General features: G+C 37.2%; 2 protein-coding genes (both cut by a window edge). Both read left to right on the top strand.

What is annotated here, in order from left to right:
• Nucleotides 1-20,538 carry the 3' portion of a non-ribosomal peptide synthase/polyketide synthase gene (locus FLL45_RS05400; protein WP_142940953.1) on the top strand. The gene continues 6,438 nt to the left of window position 1, outside the view, so only the last 20,538 of its 26,976 coding nucleotides appear in the window; its start codon lies beyond the left edge, outside the window; the stop codon is at nt 20,536-20,538.
• Nucleotides 20,535-21,660: the 5' end (the start) of a non-ribosomal peptide synthetase gene (locus FLL45_RS05395; protein ID WP_142940952.1), read on the top strand. It continues 12,824 nt past the right edge of the window; only the first 1,126 of its 13,950 coding nucleotides appear in the window; it begins with the start codon at nt 20,535-20,537; its stop codon lies beyond the right edge, outside the window. Before FLL45_RS05400 ends, FLL45_RS05395 begins: the two co-directional genes overlap by 4 nt.

Below are 21,660 nucleotides of genomic sequence, written 5' to 3'. Positions count from 1 at the left end.
TACATTAACGCTATTCAGGCTACCCCTTCAACCTGGCAAATTCTGCTCAAAGACTTCCCAGAGCTTAACTATTCATTTCTCGCTTTATGTGGTGGTGAGGCAATTTCTCGCGAACTAACGCAAAGATTTGTATCAAGATCAAACTTTCAATTATGGAATATGTATGGGCCCACTGAAACATGTGTTTGGTCATCGGTCAAAAGATTGAAGTCTCAAGATAATGTTAATATCGGAATGCCGATTAACAATACTCAGTTTTATATTTTAGACTCTCAACAATATATCTTACCGAATTATGTCATTGGTGAACTATATATCGGTGGTAATGGTGTAGCGCTTGGTTATCGAAATGCTCCTTCCTTAACGGCTGATAAATTTGTCATGCTCCCCCATATTTTAGGGGGGAGTCATAGACTTTATCGTACAGGTGATTTAGCGAGAAGGCTTCCAAATGGCGAGTTCGAGTATATTGGACGGGAAGACGATCAAGTTAAGGTTCGAGGTTATCGCATTGAACTAGGAGAAATAGAAGCAACAATTAACGCTATCGATATAGTCGATACTTGTGTTGTTATAAAACAAAGCAACAAGCGAAATGAAGATATTTTAGTTGCTTATTGGGTTAGTAAGAAGCCTGTTGAATCCGTTAACGAAGATAGTCGTTTTATAAAAACTATACTCGTTAAGTCACTTCCGGAATATATGATTCCGAATGAAATTGTTAACTTAGATAAGTTACCAATGACGGCTAACAAAAAGATCGATAAGAAGGCACTCTCAGAGCGCGAATTCTCCTCTATGAAAGACGTTGTTCCTGCAAAAACGAAGATAGAAAAAACTATTCTCAGTATTTGGAGCGATATTTTACTTATTGATGAAGAAAAGATAAGTGTAACCGATAGCTTTTATGCGCTGGGTGGTCACTCCTTGCTATTTGCAGAAGTTGTTAATCGATTAACTAGCAGAGGCATTGAGTGCGGCATTAAGTGGGTTGTGGAATGCCTCAATATAAGATCGTTGGCTCAAAAAATAACGGACAATGCTGATAATCAAATTGTTACAGCGGATCACAGGCCAGCGACAATAGCTAATGAGCTCGAGAAGAAAGGGAGCAACGAAAAGAATAGATGCCATGAATGCCTAGAACTATCTACTGAAGAAGTAAATACCATTTACGAGCAGGTTACTGGTAAAGACAATGAGGTTGAGGCTATCTTACCAATATTGCCTATGCAGGAAGGGTTACTCTTTAATTATCTGAATAATTCCGAGTTAGATAGCTACGTTTTAAAGTTACTACTTAAGTTTAAGGATTTGAGTGAACTTGAAGATTATGTAAACGCACTTCAGTTATGCGTAGATAAATTTGAGGCGCTTAGAAGTTCATTCCATTTTGATGGGCTCTCTAAGCCTATTCAAGTAATTAATCGTGTGGCTAAGCTCAGCCTGATAAAAGCTAAAGAAAAATTAAATAATGATGATTCGCAACCGTTAAATCGCCAGTTTGATAAAGTTATTCCGATAGATATTTCAACCGCTCCTTTAATTAGACTCGAGCAAATCACATTACCTGATGAGAACGAATGTTTCCTCGACCTAAGAATTCATCACCTAATTACAGATCAAGTAAGTCTCGACAAACTCAACGAGGCAATAGCGATAATCATAAGCGGTAAGCCGCAAATAGATATATACAATCCAAGTTATATTGATTTTGTGAACCATACACTAAAAAACATCAATATTGACATTGAGAATTATTTTACTCGAATGCTTGGTGATGTTAATGAGCCATCATTACCTTTTAGCATTGCATATACTGATCAAGCAACTACTGAGGTAACAAGGCAACTACTAGAAAAAGATTGTTCAACGGATATTCTTGAAATTGCCAAGCGCTTTCAAATTAGTCCAGCGACTATATTTCATTTGGCTTGGGCCTTATTTGTGGCAAGTAGTTCAACTAAGCGCGATGTTGTGTTTGGCACTGTTCTTTCGGGAAGATTACAAGATTTTAGAGGCATCGATAGCCTTCAGGGTCTATTGATCAATACGTTACCTATACGTGTAAACCTGGTTAATAAAACTGTTGCCGAAATAGTTTATGAAATCGACTCGAGTCTAAAAGAGCTAATGACAATGGAACAGGCCTCGGCTGGTCTCGCACATGGTTGTAGTAATCTTAAAGATAGCATTCCTTTGTACAGCAGTCTTATTAATTATCGACACTCAAAAGAGCAGTATTCGGGTGAGGAGGAAAAACTGCGCTTAGGCGTAGAAGTAGCTCAATGGGATATGAAAAGTAGTTTGCCTTTTGTCTTAGCAATAACTAATCAAGCTGGGAGGTTTTATATTGAATCTAAAGCGGTATCTGAAATAGGCTCACGAAACGTTCTTGATTATTTTAATACGCTTCTAAAAAGATTAGTGAAAATATTGCTTGGCTCGCCTAATGAAAGCTTAGATGCAATATCCCCAATTTCGGAAAGCCTTCAGATTAAACTCACTGATAGCGAACATAAGACTAATTTAAATGCGAGAAACTGCGATAGTTTGCATGTCGAGTTTGAACGTCAGGTCGAGTTGTCGCCAGATTCAATTGCTGTCGCGTGTGATTGCGAATACTTATCTTATCGCGCGCTTAATCAAAAGGCCAATCAATTGGCTAGATATTTGAGGGAAAATGGTGTAGCCGCTGACAAAATTGTCGGTATTTATTTAGAACGATCTTTAGAAACATTAATAAGTGTTTTTGCGATATTAAAGACTGGCGGCGCGTATTTACCAATCGACCCAAGCTATCCTGATAGTAGGGTAGAGTTCATGCTTGATGATAGTCGCGTAGAGCATATTATTACGAATGAAAAGTTAGCTCAATCGATTCAAGCCAGTTTTTCCGGCGAATTAGTCGCAGTTGATAATAAATTAATTCGGCTCAAGTTAACAAAGCATCTAAACTCGAACTTAGACACAAATAGCGAGTGTAATGCGAATAGTTTAGCGTATGTGATTTATACTTCGGGTTCTACCGGTAGACCCAAAGGCACGTTGATAAATCAGATTGGATTGATAAATTACCTCCAGCATTCTATCAAAAACTACCTTCAGCAAGACGTTTTAGGTTCAGTTGTTAGTAACACTCTTAGTTTTGACGCAACTGTCACTTCTTTGCTCCCTCCGTTATTAGTCGGCAAGCAAGTTGAAATATTAAGAGAAGGAGATAATTTATTACATGATTTATATGACAAAATATTTTTAAGTAGCGCCCCGCTGTTGTTTAAATTTACTCCTTCACACCTTCGCGCACTTAAAGACCTATTTAGGACACAAAATGGAGTCAAAACACGCCATATAATCGTGTTTGGTGGCGAGTCGGCTTCGTTGAAGTTAATAAAAGAGTGGAGTAATAATCTACTTCCTATGGCAGTGTTTATTCATCATTATGGCCCTACGGAAACCGTGGTAGGCTCTAGTGACTTTAGGGTTCCAACGGGTCAACGCCTAAATACTATGACTGGTGACTCTCTTCCAATAGGACAACCTATACAGAACACCGAACTTTATGTACTAGATGATAACTTGAACTTAGTGCCACCTCAGGCTGTTGGTGAGTTATATATTTCCGGTTTAGGGGTTGCTAGAGGTTATCTTCGTCGTCCTTCTTTAAGTGCTGAAAAATTTCTACCAGACCCGTTTTGCGCTAAAGCGGGAAGAAGAATGTATAAGACGGGTGACTTGGTAAAATGGAACGCCAATAGCGAGTTAATTTTTCTCGGAAGAATAGATCAACAAGTCAAGGTAAATGGATTTAGAATTGAATTAGGTGAAATTAGCTATCAGCTACAAAAACACCCAAGTATCGCTGATTGTCACGTGTTAGCAAAAAAGGTCAATTCAGAGAGCTTGGCACTGATTGCTTATTTCATCCTCAACGAAAATGCTGATTTAGGTGATAGAAAAGATAAAGGTGTCATAAATGAAGCGTTAAAGCGCCATCTAAGTTTAAATTTACCTTCTTATCAGGTACCTAATTATTATGTTGAGTTATCACAGTGGCCGCTGATGCCAAATGGAAAGCTCAATTTAGCTGATTTGCCATTGCCTTCACAAGATGGTTTAACTAATAGTAATTTTGTTGCGCCACGAAATATGCTTGAAACTAAAATAAGCGAAATATGGTGTGAAGTTTTAAAGCATAAGAAAATAAGTATAAATGATAACTTTTTTTCTCTAGGTGGTCAGTCCTTGCTTGCGATGAGAATGATAAGTTTGATTCGCCAGGAATTTAATAATGAAGTTACCTTAAATCAATTATTTCAAAGCCCGACGATTGCAGAGTTAGCGGGACTATTAACTGCTACAAAAAGCTCTTTCGTACTACCTTCGATTAAAAAAGCGAGTCGAGACAAGCCGTTACTCTTATCCTACGCGCAACAAAGGCTATGGTTTATCGATCAATTTGGCGAGGGTAGTGTCCAGTATAATGTGCCTAGTCATTTCTTGTTGAATGAGTCGGTTGAAAAACACGCCTTAAAAAAGGCGGTTAAAGAAATTGTTAATCGGCATGAAGCTTTAAGAACATGCTTTCGTTCAACAAAGGGAAGAGCTCTACAAGTTATTTTAAAAGATTTTGAGGTTCCTTTTGAATATCATGATTTAACTAGCTTAAGTGAAGGTGAGCGAACTGTTGAAGTAGAAAAATATATGCAGTATGAGGTCGACACTCCATTTGATTTAAGTCTTGATGTAATGTTGCGAGTAAAACTACTAAAGCTTTCTGAGAAATCTTCATTAATTTTATACACCATGCATCATATCGTTAGTGACGGTTGGTCCCGAGGTATAGTCCAAAACGAATTAATGGCGCTTTACCGTTGTTACAAAGATAATCACATTCCTTCACTTAAACCCATTAAAACACAATATGCCGATTATGCTATGTGGCAGAGAAAGTGGCTGTCGGGCGAAACCCTACAGCAGCAGTTAGAGTTTTGGAAACAACGCTTAACTGATTTGCCAGTAGTACATAACTTACCACTGGACAAAGAAAGGCCGAAGCACCAGTCATTTGACGGTGAAATATTTCATCAAAGACTAAGCGAAGGCTTGACTACTAATATCACAAAACACTGTGAATTAAATAGTGTTACCAAGTTTATGTTCTTACAAACAGCATTTTCTATATTGGTAGGGCGTTTAAGTAATCAAGCCGATGTTGTTATGGGAGCGCCAATCGCTGGAAGGATTCATACCGATATTGAGGATTTAATTGGATTTTTTGTTAACACTTTAGTGTTAAGAACAAAGTTGACTGAAGGCGTTACTTTTGTAGAGCTGTTGACGCAAAATAAATTAGATATGCTTGAAGCATATACCCATCAGCATATTCCATTTGAGATGCTCGTTGAAGAGCTCCAGCCTGAGAGAAATACTGGTCATAACCCACTTTTTCAGATTGTTATTGCTGGTCAAAATAATGAGCTTGGACTTTTAGATTTAGAAACACAACAAAACAATCTCAGTGAAATAGGTGAAATTCAAAGCCGACAAATTTTACCCTTTACAAAAAGAATGCGAACGCGATTTGATTTAGAACTGCATATTTTTGAAATGGGAGATAAGTTGTCATTCAGTTGGGTTTTTAATCGTTCGATATTTAACCTGGCTAGTATACAAAAGTTTGCATCTAGTTTTGAGGTATTATTAGAGGATATCGCTCTAGAAATGAGCAAGGAGCCCGATTCGCAAAAGTCGGTTTTCAAGCTGAATTTCATCAAAAACGCCAAAAGCACACCTGCGCCTATTGAGTTATTCTCAAATACGCAGGGTTTTCCTAAAAACTCATCAATTAACAAGCTACTAGCAAAATTAGTTGACAATAACCTTATTAATAATACACAAAACAGTGAAATATTTATCGATGTTATAGATCAACACATGCAGCCTGTTGCCGATGGCATGATTGGCGAGTTATGTCTACTTGGTATCAAAGACTCTTTGATTGAGAAACACGAAAGGCTTTTTGAGACTCAACAGTTAATTTGCGTTTCTTCGAGTGACGAAGAAAATCTTTATGTTTATAAAACTGGAGATTTTGTGCGTAAACAAGGTAACCATGATTTTGAATTTGCGCGATCAAATTTTCAAGTTAAATTATACCAAATTGAGTCTGATAAAGTTCGATTACAAAATCTTCTGTCTAATTGTGACCAGCTTGCCAGCGCTAAAGTAGTGGTGTCTAAGAAACAACTGCAATGTCCGCAGCTCAAAGCCTATATCGCATTAGAAGAGAGTAGTAAGGATTACTTATATAAGTTTTCACAATTAGAATCCGAGTTATTAAAAGCGCTTAAAAACAAGGAGACGCTTAGCTATCTTCCAAATCAAATAGTACCTTTCTTACCTGCTGCTTTAGAGGGAGAAAATAAATATTTTGATAACCATAATAGTATTAATGCGTATGAATTGGAATCAACCTTATTGACTCACGGCTCAGTTGGTGCTGTGTCAATTGGTTATTATGGTGAAAAAAATGATTTGCAAATAGCGCATGTAAGTCTATCTGAGGATTATATTGATAGCTTATCTGAAAAGTATATAAATGAGCAATTAGAACATTGGTCTACGTTTTACAACGATACCTATGATAAATCTGAAAGAAATATTACTGTCGACTTAAATATTAGTGGCTGGAATAGTAGCTATACGGAAAAACCGATTCCGGTCAACGATATGGAAGAGTGGGTTGATTTAGCTTGTAAGCGAATTCAAGGATTCAAACCTAAGCGCTTGCTAGAGATTGGTTGCGGAACCGGGTTGTTGTTATTTAGATATGCTAATGACTGTGAATATGTAAAGGCAACAGACATTTCTGCTAGTGCGTTAGCTAATGTGAAAAACGAGCTTAAGGAGCGTGGATGGTCTCATGTAGAATTAGAGCACGGAGATGCTTTAAGCGTCCAAAACTGGGCGACGGATCAATTTGATACCATCGTTATTAATTCAGTCGTACCGTATTTACCGAGTAAACAGTATTTTGAGAAAGTGCTGGAAAACTTGCTTTCTTGCGCTATGCCAAATGCGCAGATATTTATCGGCGATATACGTAATTTAGATTTGCACAGCGAGCATGTAGCGGAAATTGAGCGTTGCCACCTTACTAAGGATTTGTCTAAACGTGAGTTTGCTAGAAGAGTAAATTGGCGTTTACATCAAGAGCAAGAGTTACTAATAAGTCCGACTTATTTTGAGCGATTAAAATCTAAATTCAAACGAATAAAAAGAGTTAATATTTTAGCGAAAAAAGGTTTTGGCGATAATGAAATGATGCGTTTTCGTTATGACGTCATCATTTCAGTCGAAAGCTCGAGTAATCAAGAGGTAGAAAAATGTAATTTAAATTGGCTTGAATATGACTCAGTGAGTCAAGTTAAGTCTTTGTTGCTAGAAGGGACGTTTGAATCGTTTGGGGTTTCCGGCATTCCAAATCCAAGGGTAACCGACCTAGTAAACCTTGTTGATAGTTTAAGTAAAGAAAACGATATTAAGATTGTCGCTCCGTCTGACGCATTAGGAGAGCTTAATAAGCATTCTAAGGAGCTAAGTCGTCAGATATTTGGTCTTTGCGCTGTTGCCAAAGATAATGGTTACCATTCAGAAATTACTTGGTCACAAAGCAATAGAGCTAAGCTGGACTTTATCTTTAGTCGCACTGAATTACCTGAAGTTCGCGCTCGAGGAGATTACTCCCAGTCGAGACTGATTAACTACCCTGGTTTGCCAGTCGTCAATCGAGATTTTAGTCGCGAATTAAGACAATATATGGCTCAGTTTTATGTAAGTCGGCTTTTACCCCAGCAATTTATCGTTTTAGATGAAATGCCTGAATATTTTCTTAAGACAGGCGATAAGAGTCTACTTCCTATTCCAGATGTTAGTGCTCTGAATAGAGAGGGATACAAAGAACCAAGAAACCCAATCGAGCAAAAAATATGTCGATTGTGGGAGTTAGTACTATGCAAGGAAAAAATCGGCATATTTGATAATTTCTTCTCATTAGGTGGGCATTCTTTAATGGCTACGAGGTTAATAAGCCTGATTAGAGAGGAGTTTCAGTGCGAGTTACAAGTTAGAGTCTTGTTCGAATTCCCAACGATAGCTGGTCTTAGTGATGCTATTAAAAGTAAAAAAGATTCATTTATATTGCCGCCTGTTAAAAAGTTAAATGGTGTTGAAAAAATACCATTATCTTATTCACAACAGCGTTTATGGTTTTTAGATCAGTTAGGGGAGGGAAGTAGTGAGTACAATGCTGCGGGTTGGTTTTTGTTAACTGAAGAGTTTAATAAAGCAGCGTTTAAGCAAGCATTAAAATGTATAATAGAGCGCCATCAAGTAATACGTACAAATTATATTAAACATGACGGAAAGGCTTATCAGCAAGTTGTAAACAAGTTTGATGTTCCTTTGACGTTTATAGATTTAAGTGATTTAGATAGTTCACTAAAAGAAAAAGAGACAAAACGTCATATTAGAGCTGAGGCTACGACCAAATTTTGCTTAGAGTCAGCGTTAAAATTAAGAGTAAAAATATTAAAACTAAACACGCGCGAACATTTGATACTCTACACTATGCATCATATTGCGAGTGATGGATGGTCAATGAGTATTCTTCATAAAGAATTGAGCGAGTTTTATCGAGCATTTGCGAATGGTGAATCGTGTCAGCTAGCTGAGCTAAATGTGCAATATGTCGACTATGCTGTGTGGCAACGACAATGGTTAAAAAATGACATATTAAGCAAGCAATTATCCTACTGGAAAAAACAGCTCGATAGTGTGCCTGTAGTACATAACATACCGCTGGATTATAACCGCCCTAGTACTCAAATGTATGCTGGAAATTCAATCACTCAGTCCTTCAGTAGTGAGGTTTCTCGAGTCATTAGAATGCTATGTGATGAGCATCAAGTTACCTCTTTTATGCTAATGCAAACAATTTTCTCGTTGTTTGTAGGAAAGTACAGTAATTCAACTGATGTCATTATGGGAACGCCATTAGCCGGTAGATACCATAAAGATATCGAAGGTTTAATTGGCTTTTTCGTCAATTCTGTTGTTCTTAGGACCGATTTGAGTGGTAATCCCACTTTTCTTGAGCTTTTGGATAGAAACAAATCAACAATACTGGATGCATTTACTTACCAACATATTCCGTTTGAAATGCTAGTGGATGAAGTTCAGCCTGAGCGTAACCTCAGCCATAATCCGATTTTTCAAATATTATTTGCAGGACAAAATAATGAGCGAAATCAGCTCAATTTGCAAAGCGAAAATAATGCGGACGATGAGCTGATAAAAAAATTACAAAAATATCAAGTCAATAGTGTCAGATTCGACTTAGAGCTAAATCTAAATGATTCTGAGCCAGAAATAATAATAAGGTGGGTGTATAACAAGGGGTTATTTAAGTTAAGTACGATAAAACGTATGTTACGAAACTTCGAGGTTTTAGTCGAGAATGTTGTAAAAAAACTAACTTCAAGTGCACCGACCAGAATAAATGAGCTAGGTTTAATCTCTGAAGAAGAAGTTAAAACGCTCAACAAGTGGAACCTGACTGGAAAGGACTTTCAAGATAAAATAAAAATCTCCAACTTACTAGTTAAGCAAGCTGAGAAAAACACAGATAGCATAGGGTTAGTATTTGCGAATCATCACTTAAGTTATTTAGAGTTTAATCGGCGAAGTAATCAGCTTGCACATCTATTAAGTTCGAAAGGAATCAAAAATGAGGTATGCGTAGCTTTATTCTTAGAAAGATCTTTGGATATGGTCATTGCGATGGCCGCTATCGTTAAAGCTGGCGGTTATTACTTGCCGATAGATACCGAAACGCCTGCAGACAGACTAAGCTTTATTCTCAAAAATAGTCGAGCAAAGTTGATTGTCAGTCATGGGGCTCTAGCGCAATCATTATTAGATATAACCGCCCAGGATAATAGTTTAAACTTGAATAACAGCGAGTTAGAACTACTAAATTTAGACGACCGCAATCCTTATTGCAATTTACCAGTGAGCAGTTTATTAGATGATAATTTAACTGACGGGTTAATTTACACAATCTATACCTCTGGGAGTACTGGTGAACCGAAAGGTGTAACAATTTCGCATAAAGCATTAGTTAATCGACTTGAATGGATGCAGGAAAAGTATCGCTTAACTGGGAAAGATAGAGTTTTACAGAAAACACCATATAGTTTTGATGTTTCAGTATGGGAGTTTTTCTGGCCGTTAATCAGTGGCTCCACATTAGTGTTAGCCAAGCCTGATGGGCATAAAGACCCACATTATCTATCAAAACTGATTAATCACGAAAAAATTAGTGTATTACACTTTGTTCCGCCGATGTTAAATGCATTTCTTCTTGCTACAAATTGGCAAGGTTGTCAAAGTGTACGCCAAGTGATTTGTAGTGGTGAAGCGCTAGGAACAGAATTGCAGAATCGATTTCTCGAGATAAGCGAAAATAGCTACCTTGATAATCTTTACGGCCCAACAGAGGCCGCCATTGATGTCAGCCATTGGCGTTGCCAAGCAAAATCAAAGCTTTCTTCAACACCGATAGGGAAAGCGATAAACAATATTAGCCTTTATATAGTTGATGAATCAGTTCGCCCGTTACCAATCGGCTGTATCGGTGAGCTGGTTATTGGTGGTGTTGGTCTTTCTAGGGGTTACCTGAATAAATTTGCTTTAACCGCTGAGAAGTTTATACCTAATCCATTTAGTAAGGTTGCAGGTGAGCGCATCTATAAGACCGGGGATTTAGCTAGATTTCATCATGATGGCAATATCGAATATATTGGGCGAAAGGATTTCCAAGTTAAGTTGAGAGGTTTTCGAGTCGAATTAGGGGAGATTGAGAGCTTGTTGTTAAAGCAAGCGGATGTAACAAGTGCTGTAGTAATTGTTCATGAAGACAACAGAGTCGGCAAGCGTTTAATAGCCTATGTAGTGCTGCAACAAAATAAACTGTCAAGACAGGAAGAGATCAAGGATGAACTCGAAAACGCCGCTAAACGCTGTTTACCTACCTATATGATTCCAAGCGAAATTGTTGTATTAGATAAACTTCCACTCAGTATTAACGGCAAGGTGGCAAGAGAACGTTTACCAATTCCTAATATAAGGGAAAAGTTAAGCGATTTTGAAGCACCGTGTACTGAAGTTGAGCATAAGCTATGTCGAGTTTGGCAGTCAGTTTTAGGTGTTGATCAAGTAGGAGTTAATGAAAACTTTTTTGCAATAGGTGGAGACTCAATAATTTCTATACAAATTGTGTCTAAAGCCAAGCTGGAAGGACTATTAATCAATGTCCGTCAGGTTTTTGAATTTCCTACGATAAAGCTTTTAGCTAAGCATTGCCAGGTGCTTGAACAAAATAGAAATCCTAGTAGATCTTCAAAAGGTAAAGTTGATTTACTGCCGATGCATCATTGGTTCTTTGAAAATAAAAGTCAAGAATCTAATTATTTTTTACTATCTCGATTATTAAAAGTACCTCATGATTTTAATTCTGAATTTTTACAAAAATTTCTAAAAGCGGTTTATGAACGTCATGATGCTTTAAGGCTTGTTTATAAGAAGAAAAAAACAGGCTGGCATGGAGAGTTTAAGATCCTAACTGACGACTTGATCGCTCAAAGTTTAATTAAAGTAGACCTAACTGATATCGGTTCATCAGACCTAGAAAAGGAGTTTGTTACTAAGTGTAATCAGATTAAGGAAAATATTGATCTCATGGATGGGCCACTCTTTAAAGTCGTTCACTTTAAAATGAATTCGCCTGTCAAAGATAGGGTATTAATTATCATGCATCATCTTATTGGCGATGGTGTAAGTTGGCGTATTTTAATGGAGGATTTTTTACAAAGCTATAGATCTTGGAAGCAAACTCGAAGAGTGAAGCTTGGTGAAAAAACCACCAGCTATCAAGAATGGATTAAATTGGTGAATTTATACGCGAATGACAGTAAGCCTATTATTAGCAGGGAATATTGGCTAAAAGAAGCGGCGCTTAAAATTGATTTAATACAAGCGGATAATCAACCTGACAATTTACCAAGTTTTGGGACAGTAAAGCGAAAGTTAGGAAGGTTAAATGCAAAGCAAACAAATAACTTATTGACCGTTTGCAGTAAAGCCTATAATACCCAGCCTCAAGAATTATTATTAGCCGCTTTGTTTATGGCATATCAATTGTGGAGTGGTAAGGATTCGTTGCGCATCAACCTAGAATCCCATGGCCGCGAAGAAGAAGTGGTTGAAGGCGTCGATTTAAGTGAAACTGTTGGCTGGTTTACTTCTATGTATCCTGTATCATTCAAATCAAGTGTAAACGATAGCGACAGGAAAATCTCGCATATTATTAAAACTGTAAAAGAAAAGCTCCGTAATGTTCCTAACAAAGGATTTGATTATGGCTTACTTCGTTACCTGTCAAATGGAAAATATCACGAAAAGTTATCAGCTTTAGATGCTGACTTAGTTTTCAACTATCTTGGAAAGTTTAAAAAATTTGATGATAAAGAAAGCGAGTTTTCTTTATCTGACGAGGAACATGGCCCGGATGTCAGTCGCTCGCGTTGCCAAGATCATATGTTGACGTTCACCTGCTCGGTTCGTGATGAACAATTGTACTTTGCAATAGATTACTATTTGCAGCAATTTCAAGAGACGAGTATTCAGCAGCTAATTAAGCTTTATAACAATTCACTAGAAGAAATTATTAATCATTGTTTAACCATCGATAACCAATGTTTCACGCCTAGTGACTTTAGTCTAGCTAAAATCAGTTCAAAAAGACTTGAGCGATTGCAGTTAGACTATCCAAACATGGAAGATCTATATCCAGCGACGGGTATGCAAATGGGGCTAATGTTTCATAGTCTAATGGATGAAGAAAATAAAGCTTATGTTTCTCAAATATCAATAGATTTTAAGGGTGGTTTTCAACCCGATGTGTTTAAAACATCATGGGAAAAATTAGTTGATCGCCATGCTATTTTTAGGACCGCGCTACTCAATGGTGAAAACAGACAAGCGCTACAAGTAGTTTTAAGCGCAGTAAAATTAGACTGGAACATCAATGATATTAGTGCTTTAGATGCATCTAAACAAACACAGTTTGTAAGGGATTTATCAGAAAAGGAAAAAGCTAACGGTTTTGAATATAACAGCGCTCCACTTATGAAAATGAGCCTATTTAAGTTATCAAATAGTCACTATCGTTGGTTATGGACCCATCATCACAGTCTATTAGATGGATGGAGTGTAGCTTTAGTATTAAAAGAGCTTTTCGAAGTCTATCGGAAACTAAGATCTAATACCGCTGTTTCACTTCCTCCAGTTACTAAGTATCGTAATTATATTAAATGGTTAATCGATCAAGATAGTGATATCGCGAAAGATTTCTGGCGCAATGAGTTAAGAAAAATCACCAAGCCGACCAACTTGCAAGTTAATCAGCTTGAAGTTGAACCAGGTACCAAAGGATTACACAAAGAACGAATAATATTTGACAAGCAACGCACAGCTAACTTGAAGGAGTTAGCAAAGCAGCACGAGATTACGTTAAACACATTGTTTCAAGCATCTTGGGCTTATTTATTACACAGATACAGCGGTGACGAAAACGTAGTATTTGGGCAAATAGTTTCTGGTCGTTCTATCGATTTAGACAACGTAGAAAGTATCATTGGGTTGTTTATCAATACATTGCCTGTAGTAGTTGATTTTTCAGAGAGTCCTACAATCAGCGATTGGTTAAGAAACCTAAATCAAAGTCAAACTAGCCGTGAAACATATAGTTATCTTCCGCTAAGCGAAATCCAAAAATTAAGTCGAATCTCAAGTAAAACACCACTTTTCCAAAGCTTAATTGTATTTGAAAACTATCCACTAGGTGATGAGTTAAACACAAATGATTCGCCTATCAACGAGGAGTTAGGTTTTGATTTGACGAACATTCATAGCGAAGAAGGGACCGATTATGCGCTTACATTAGTCGTTATTCCCGGCGAACAGATTAAGGTAGCATTAAGTTTTGATAAATCTAAAGTGCACCCTGATGCTGCAGTACAGGTATTATCTCACTTCGATACTATATTAGATTCATTTCTAAAGAATGAAGTTAAAAGCGTGTTGGAGATACCTTACTATAATGTTACTGATAATTCGCTACCATGGAATGCCAATAACAAATCAAAAGTATCGAAACTTAATTTCAATTCGGTTGCAGAAGCGTTTAGAAATGTCGTTGCTAAAAAAGCAGACAAGTCTTGTTTGACAAGTGAACTTAATAATAAAGTTAGTTACATTGAACTTGAAAAGCAGTCAAATCTTTTAGCAAATTATTTGATTGCACAGGGCATATCCGGTAATTCTCGATTGGGAGTCGTTACCCAACCGTCAATAGAGTCAGTAGTTGCAATGCTTGCAGTATTTAAAGCGGGTGCGACCTTGGTAAGCATTGATTTAAGCCAGCCAATACTTAGGGCTGCTCACCTTGTCGAACTTCATAATGTGACATCTTTATTAGTTCCGTCTAGTAGTGAGTCTCAATCATATGCCGACAAGCTATTAAGGCACACGTCAATATCAAGGTTATATCATGCCTCGGAAGAAGGTTCCGGCTCTAGATACCCAGATAATCAAGAAATTATATCTTGTGATATTCCTCAAGTGGAAGTTAAGCCAAGCGACTTTGCTATAGCTCTATGTACAACGGAAAATAATGGGAAACTATCTTCTTGTTTAGTCGCGCAAAATAAACTGTTGAACCTATTACAGTTAAATTTCAAAGGATTCGAGTTTTTAGTTGAGGTAGTTAATGCTTACCCTGGAGATACAACTCTTGCACTATTAGGCGTACTGAATGCTTTGTTAAATGGTAAAGAAAATATTCAGGTTAGTAAGGTGCTGTCTGATGTTAAAGCGGCTTGCTCAAAAATGAATTTAGCGACCGATGTTCAGGAAATGAGTAGAGATTTGGTAGTGCTTGATCAGTATAATCAAATTGTACCGATTGGAATTACTGGCGATCTATATTTATCAAGTAGCCTAGATGTTAGGGGAGAAAAGCCGCTATTCGACGAACAAGTGGCCATAAGCTTATCCGCAGCAAATAATCGCGATTGCGCATTCAATTTTTATCCAACACATTACAAAGCGCGATACTTATCAGATAGTAGACTCCAGCTTTTAGAAGATAAAAATTTAAGTCTTTATAAAAGACCTTATTCTGTCGATTCTGGTGTCCATCTATTAGATTTAAAAGATATTGCCATATCTAAGGCGTACCTGGTACCGGTAGCGGTATCAAAATCAGTTAAAACATCTTGTCTATTTTTTGAGAAACCTAAAAAAAGCGCTCAAGGTTCCGGTGATATTGAAATATTAAAGTACCTTAATGCCAAACTACGACGAAAATCTGAATTATTATCCTTGCCTAGCGAGTCATTTTCATTAGATTCAATCCCTCTGACGAGTAAGAATCAATTAGATGTAAAGTCAGTACTTAACTTGCGACAAAAACGACATTCGGATAATGTCCTTTTACCATCGACAAATAAAGAAAGTCTAATTTACGATATTTGGCGTGATATTTTAGGAATAGATAGTATAAGTGTTGATGATAACTTCTTTATGATAGGTGGAGATTCTATATTATCGATTCAGTTAGTCGCTAGAGCGAAGGCCGCCGGGCTAAGGTTTAGTATGGGGGATTTATTTAAGTTTCCTACTATTTCTGGGCTAGCTAACATTGCGCATTCCGACGATCATTACATTGAACAAGTACCATCAGTAGGTAGGGCCAATTTAATTCCGATACAAGAGTGGTTTTTTAGAAAAGAAGCCAAAAAAGCCTCCCATTTTCATCAGTCGCAAGTCTTGTCTGTACCTAACCAGTTTTCTAGCGATTTTTTACCAAGTTTTGTTAAAGCATTATTTTCTAGGCATGACGCCTTAAGGCTTAGCTATGAGAAACTGGAGACTGGTTGGATAGGTAGATATGAAGAAGATATTGAGGATCTTGTTAGAAATACTATTTCAGTAATCGAGTACCAAGAAAGTGATGAAACTAGAGAACTCGAAAGAATCGGTTTTAATGTGAAATCTAGTTTCAATCTTCAACAGGGGGCTTTAATTCGTATCGTTTATTTGGAAGCTAAACGCCCAGAGAAGAGTCGACTATTAATCGTTATTCATCATTTAGTTGTAGATGGAGTGAGTTGGAGAATTATATTAAGTGATTTAGAGATGGCCTATCGACAATGGCTTGAATCTAAAACGATTGAACTTGGCGAAAAAACTACCAGTTATCAGGACTGGTCGAATAAAATTCACGAGTATGCTAATGCTACTGATATAAAAGACCACATTGGATATTGGCGTCAACAGTTAGTCGCAGGCTCAATTGACCCTGAAAATAATGACCAAGAAAATTATAATTATAACCTCCCTCAAACTAATCAAGTCGTTATAAGTTTGTCAGAGAGAGAGACTGAAAATTTACTAAGTCTTAGTTCTCGCGCTTATCGAACACACGTACAAGAGCTCTTACTATGTGCATTGTTTTTAGCGTATAGAGAGTTTAGTGGTGAAAACAATGTGCAAATAGACTTAGAGGGGCATGGTCGAGAGGAGGCATTATTTGAGGGGGTTGATTTAAGCGAAACAGTTGGTTGGTTTACCAGTTTGTATACAGTGAACTTAAACCTAAAAAACGTAAATTGCCAGCATGTCGGGGAAGTAATTAAGTCGATTAAAGAACAGTTGAGAGCGGTTCCAGATAAGGGACTGAGTTTTGGTGTGCTGCGTTATTTGTCTAAAGACAAAGTTATTGATAAGTTATCGAGTATTAATCGCTCTCCAATCGTATTTAACTATTTAGGTCAGTTTGATCAACAGTTAAAAGATGATAACTTTTTTAAGCCAACCGGTGAAAGTTCTGGCGCTGATGTAGATATTAACTTCCCATTCGGTTATTTGCTTAATATTCATGGATTAGTTAGTGAGGGACAATTACGATTTACGTTTAATTACAGCTCAAACAACTTTAGTCAGAGCCAAATAGATAGGATAACGAGTCGTTTTAGTGAAACATTGAGTGAGATAATCAATCATTGCCTGGCTCCAGTAGCAAACACCTTGACGCCAAGTGATTTTCCACTAGCAAAAATTGATCAAATATCGTTAGATCAGTGTCAAAAACAGTATCCGCACCTTGAAGATCTTTATCCAGCCACAGGAATGCAATTGGGTATGGTTCTGCAAAGTCTTTTGGAAAATGATAATAGAGCCTATTCGACTCAAGTATGTTTAGATTTTGATGGTGATTTCTGCGCTAAGTCTTTCGAGAAAGCATGGCGAATTATCCTGTCAAAATACGATATCTTTCGGACCGCTTTTATTGCCTTGGACCAAGAGCAGCCATTGCAAATGGTTTTGAGTGATGTAGAGCTTGCTTGGGAACGTCTTGATTGGCGGGATAAGCCAAAACCTGAGCAAGTGGCGCTGTTTGAAGAGCTACGTATAAGTGATAAATCAAAGGGGTTTAAATTTGATAGTGCACCTCTAATGCGTATGAGTTTAATTAAGTTGAGTGACGATAAGTATCGCTGGCTTTGGACACACCACCATAGTCTACTCGATGGTTGGAGCTTTCCAATTGTACTAAAAGACATTTTTAATAACTACATCGCGATAAGGCGTGGTGAAAATGTTGAGCCTAAACAGAGAGTAAGTTTTAAAAGGTATGTTGAGTGGATAGAAAACAAGCCAAAGAGAGTAGCTACGGAGTTTTGGCATGAACAATTAGCTGGTATAACATCTTCAAGCTTTTTGGCGCTTAATAAAAGTAAAAATCTCAATAAAGTAACAACATACCGCGATAAAACAGTAAAGGTAACAGAAGCTCTAACTTTAGATCTAACAAATGTAGCTAAAAACTATGGTGTGACCTTAAATACGCTAATCCAAGCGGCTTGGTCTTACTTGCTGTACCGTTATAGTAATAAAAGCGACTTGGTGTTCGGTCAAACAGTTTCTGGTAGAAATGTTGATATAGAGGGTGTTGATAAGATCGTAGGGCTATTCATCAATACTTTACCGATAAGAATAAAAATCAATCAAAGCGACTTGATAGCAAATTGGTTGACATTTTTGCATAATGCGCAGATTCAAAGAGAGACATATAGTTTTCTTTCGCTCAGTGAGATTCAAGAACAATCTGGGTCAAAAACCGTAGGTAGCTTGTTTGACACCCTAATTGTTTTTGAAAACTATCCCATAGAAAAAGAATTAGCTAGTTCGAATTTATCAAATCAAAAGCAAAACTTGGGGTTTTCAGTAAAAGGTTCAGGTAGTGATGAGATATATGAATATGACCTCACACTTATTGTTCAGGCTGGAAGCCGCTTAGAGTTAAAATTTGGTTATTCATCATCGAATTATGATTCCAATGATATAGACAGACTAGCAAAGACCTTCGAAGTAATTCTAACTGGATTTGCGGATGCAAGCCTTAATTATATTTATGAGTTACCTTATCTTCGCCAAGAAGAAAAAAGAACATTGCTGACTGATTGGAATTCAACTGATTATGCTTATCCAATAGAGCAGACTATTTATCAACAGTTTCATAGACGAGCAAGAAGTCACAAACACTCAATCGCTCTGGCATTTGACAACGAATATATCAGCTACGGTGAGTTACTAGTCAAAGTCGAAAAACTTGCATTAAGATTATCTGAACTAGGAGTCTCCAATGAGTCTGCTGTTGGTTTGTATCTAGAAAGATCGATTGAGATGGTTGTTGGTATACTGGCAATAATTAGAGCCGGCGCGTTCTATGTTCCTCTTGATCCAGAGCTTCCAGAAACACGACTTAATTACATCATCCAAGATAGTAATATAAATTTGATTTTAACTGTCTCACAAAATATGGAAGAAGGTTCCATAGCTGAAAACACAATTTCCTGGGAAGATGCGCTTGCTATAGATGACTTAATTCACTGCGATTTTAGTTTTGTTAAATCTGAAAATAGCCAAAGTAAAACTAATAACTTAGTTTATGCTATTTACACATCGGGGAGCACTGGAAAGCCAAAAGGAGTCGCAATTGAGAATCAATCCTTAGTCAATCGTATCGATTGGATGCAGAACCAATATCAACTCGATGTTAATGATAGAGTGTTACAAAAAACACCATTTAGTTTCGATGTATCAGTCTGGGAGTTCTTTTGGCCGCTTGTTAATGGAGCTTGTTTAGTGATAGCAAAGCCCGGCGGACATAGAGAGCCAATGTATTTGGCAGACATCATCGATAAATATAGTATTAGTATTTTACATTTTGTACCCTCAATGCTTGATACATTTATTCAAACAACTAGTTGGGTCGGATGTGAAAAGGTAAAGCAAGTGTTCTGTAGTGGTGAGGCTCTTAGTATTGAGCTGCAAAATAGATTCTTTAATTATTCATCAAATACTCAACTACATAATTTATATGGTCCTACTGAAGCTTCGATTGATGTTTCCTATTGGCATTGTCAAAAAGACACCGAAAATAACTTAGTTCCAATTGGTAAGCCAATTCAAAATACCCAATTGTTTATCGTAAATCCTGATTTAGATCTGATGCCAATTGGAAGTGTTGGTGAATTAGTGATCGCTGGTGATGGATTAGCGAGAGGTTATATCAATCAACCACTACTTTCCGCGGAATCATTTACTGCAAACCCTTTTTCTCGTCGACCCGGCAGTCGTCTGTATCGTACAGGGGACTTAGCCCGTCATCTATCTGATGGGAATATTGAATTCTTGGGCCGTATTGACCACCAAGTCAAAATTAGAGGCTTCAGAATTGAACTAGGTGAAATTGAAAACGTCATTTTACAGCATGATCAAGTTTCGCAGGCTGTCGTAATTGCTGAAAAACAAAACACGAATAGCACTCAGCTTGTCGCTTATTTAGTTACCAGTCTAAATAAGTCCCAATCACAAACAGTATCGAGCGAAACTCTCAAAGAAGAATTGACGGAATTAATGAATCGTGAACTACCAGAATATATGGTCGTTAAGCTTATGATGTTTATAGATTGTATTCCAACTACCTCAAATGGAAAGCTCGATAGAAAGGCGCTACCTAAACTTGAACTCAATACCAGGCCGAAAAGTGAAGCGCCGCAGACTGAAACAGAGGTAGCCATTGCAGGCTTGTGGACAGAAATTTTAAAAGTAAAAGATATAGGCCGAGACGAGAATTTCTTTGAGTTAGGAGGTAATTCATTGAAAGCGATGCAGTTTATAGCGCGTATAAAAACTGATTATTATATTGATATACCTATAAAAATGCTGTTTGACAATCCGTCAGTAAAGCAAATTTCTATCATTATTGACTATCAACAAGAGCTGGATGAATCTGATGATAGTTACAATAATGAAAGTGATGAGACTGGAGTGCTAGAATTTTGACAATTTCAGACATATTGACAATGTGCAAGGAACAGGGTGTTAAGATAACTGTTCATGGTGAAAAATTACGAGTCAAAAGTAATAGCAGTTCTCTCTCCTCAGAGTTAGAGGCAGCGTTACGTAGTAATAAAAAAGAATTGATCGAGTTCTTAACTTCTAAGAAGAAAACACTCACTATACGCCGTTTAAATGAAACAGAAAAACTTAGCATTCCTTTGTCATTTACTCAGCAGCGCTTATGGTTTCATAGTCAATTTGCTGGCCCGAACTCCGTGTATAACATACCGCTTATCTATCGGCTCAGTAAAACGGTTGATTCAAATGTATTGGTAATGACGTTACAAAAGCTTGTTGAACGTCATGAAATATTAAGAACGCGAATTGTAGTGAAAGACAATACTGCGTACCAAAGTATACAAAGCAAGCTGCCAACAATAAGGGTTGAAGAGTGCGATACAGGACAGTTGCTTGATGTAATTCGAGTTGAACGCAATTATCTATTTGATTTAGAGCACGATGATCTTTGTAGGATAAAACTCCTAAGGCTTATAGAAAATGACGATGAACCTGAATCTTCGAGTCTAATATTAATCTTAAACTGTCATCATGCCATCTTTGATGGTTGGTCATCAGATGTATTGATTAAAGAATTAAATCAGCTTTATTCTGCTGCTACGAAGGGGGGTGTAGATAAACTAAAACTGCCCGAATACCAATTTTCGGACTATGCTTATTGGCAAAGAAAACATCTAAAAGGCGAAACTTTAGAAAAATACCTAAATTATTGGAAAAAACAATTAGCGGACCTGCCGTCATTATTAACTCTGCCTACTGACTTTCCTCGACCGGAAGAACAAAGCTTTAAAGGTAGTACTCAGTCGATAAAGTTTTCAAAAAAAATAAAAAATGAACTTGAGGCATTTTGTAAAACACAAGGTGTCACGCTTTACATGACACTGCTATCGACTTTTTTTATTTTGCTGTCTCGTTATTCAGGACAAGAAGATATTGCGGTCGGAACTCCGGTCGCAAATAGGACATTACCCGAGGTCGAAAATTTAATTGGTTTTTTTGCTAATACACTAGTGGTTCGTGGGAATTTAAATCAAAATTTAAGTTTTC

The organism is Aliikangiella marina, assembly GCF_007004765.1.
GTDB lineage: Bacteria > Pseudomonadota > Gammaproteobacteria > Enterobacterales > Kangiellaceae > Aliikangiella > Aliikangiella marina.
Note: the sequence above shows the minus strand (reverse complement) of the source record. Positions and strands in the feature narration are given on the sequence as shown.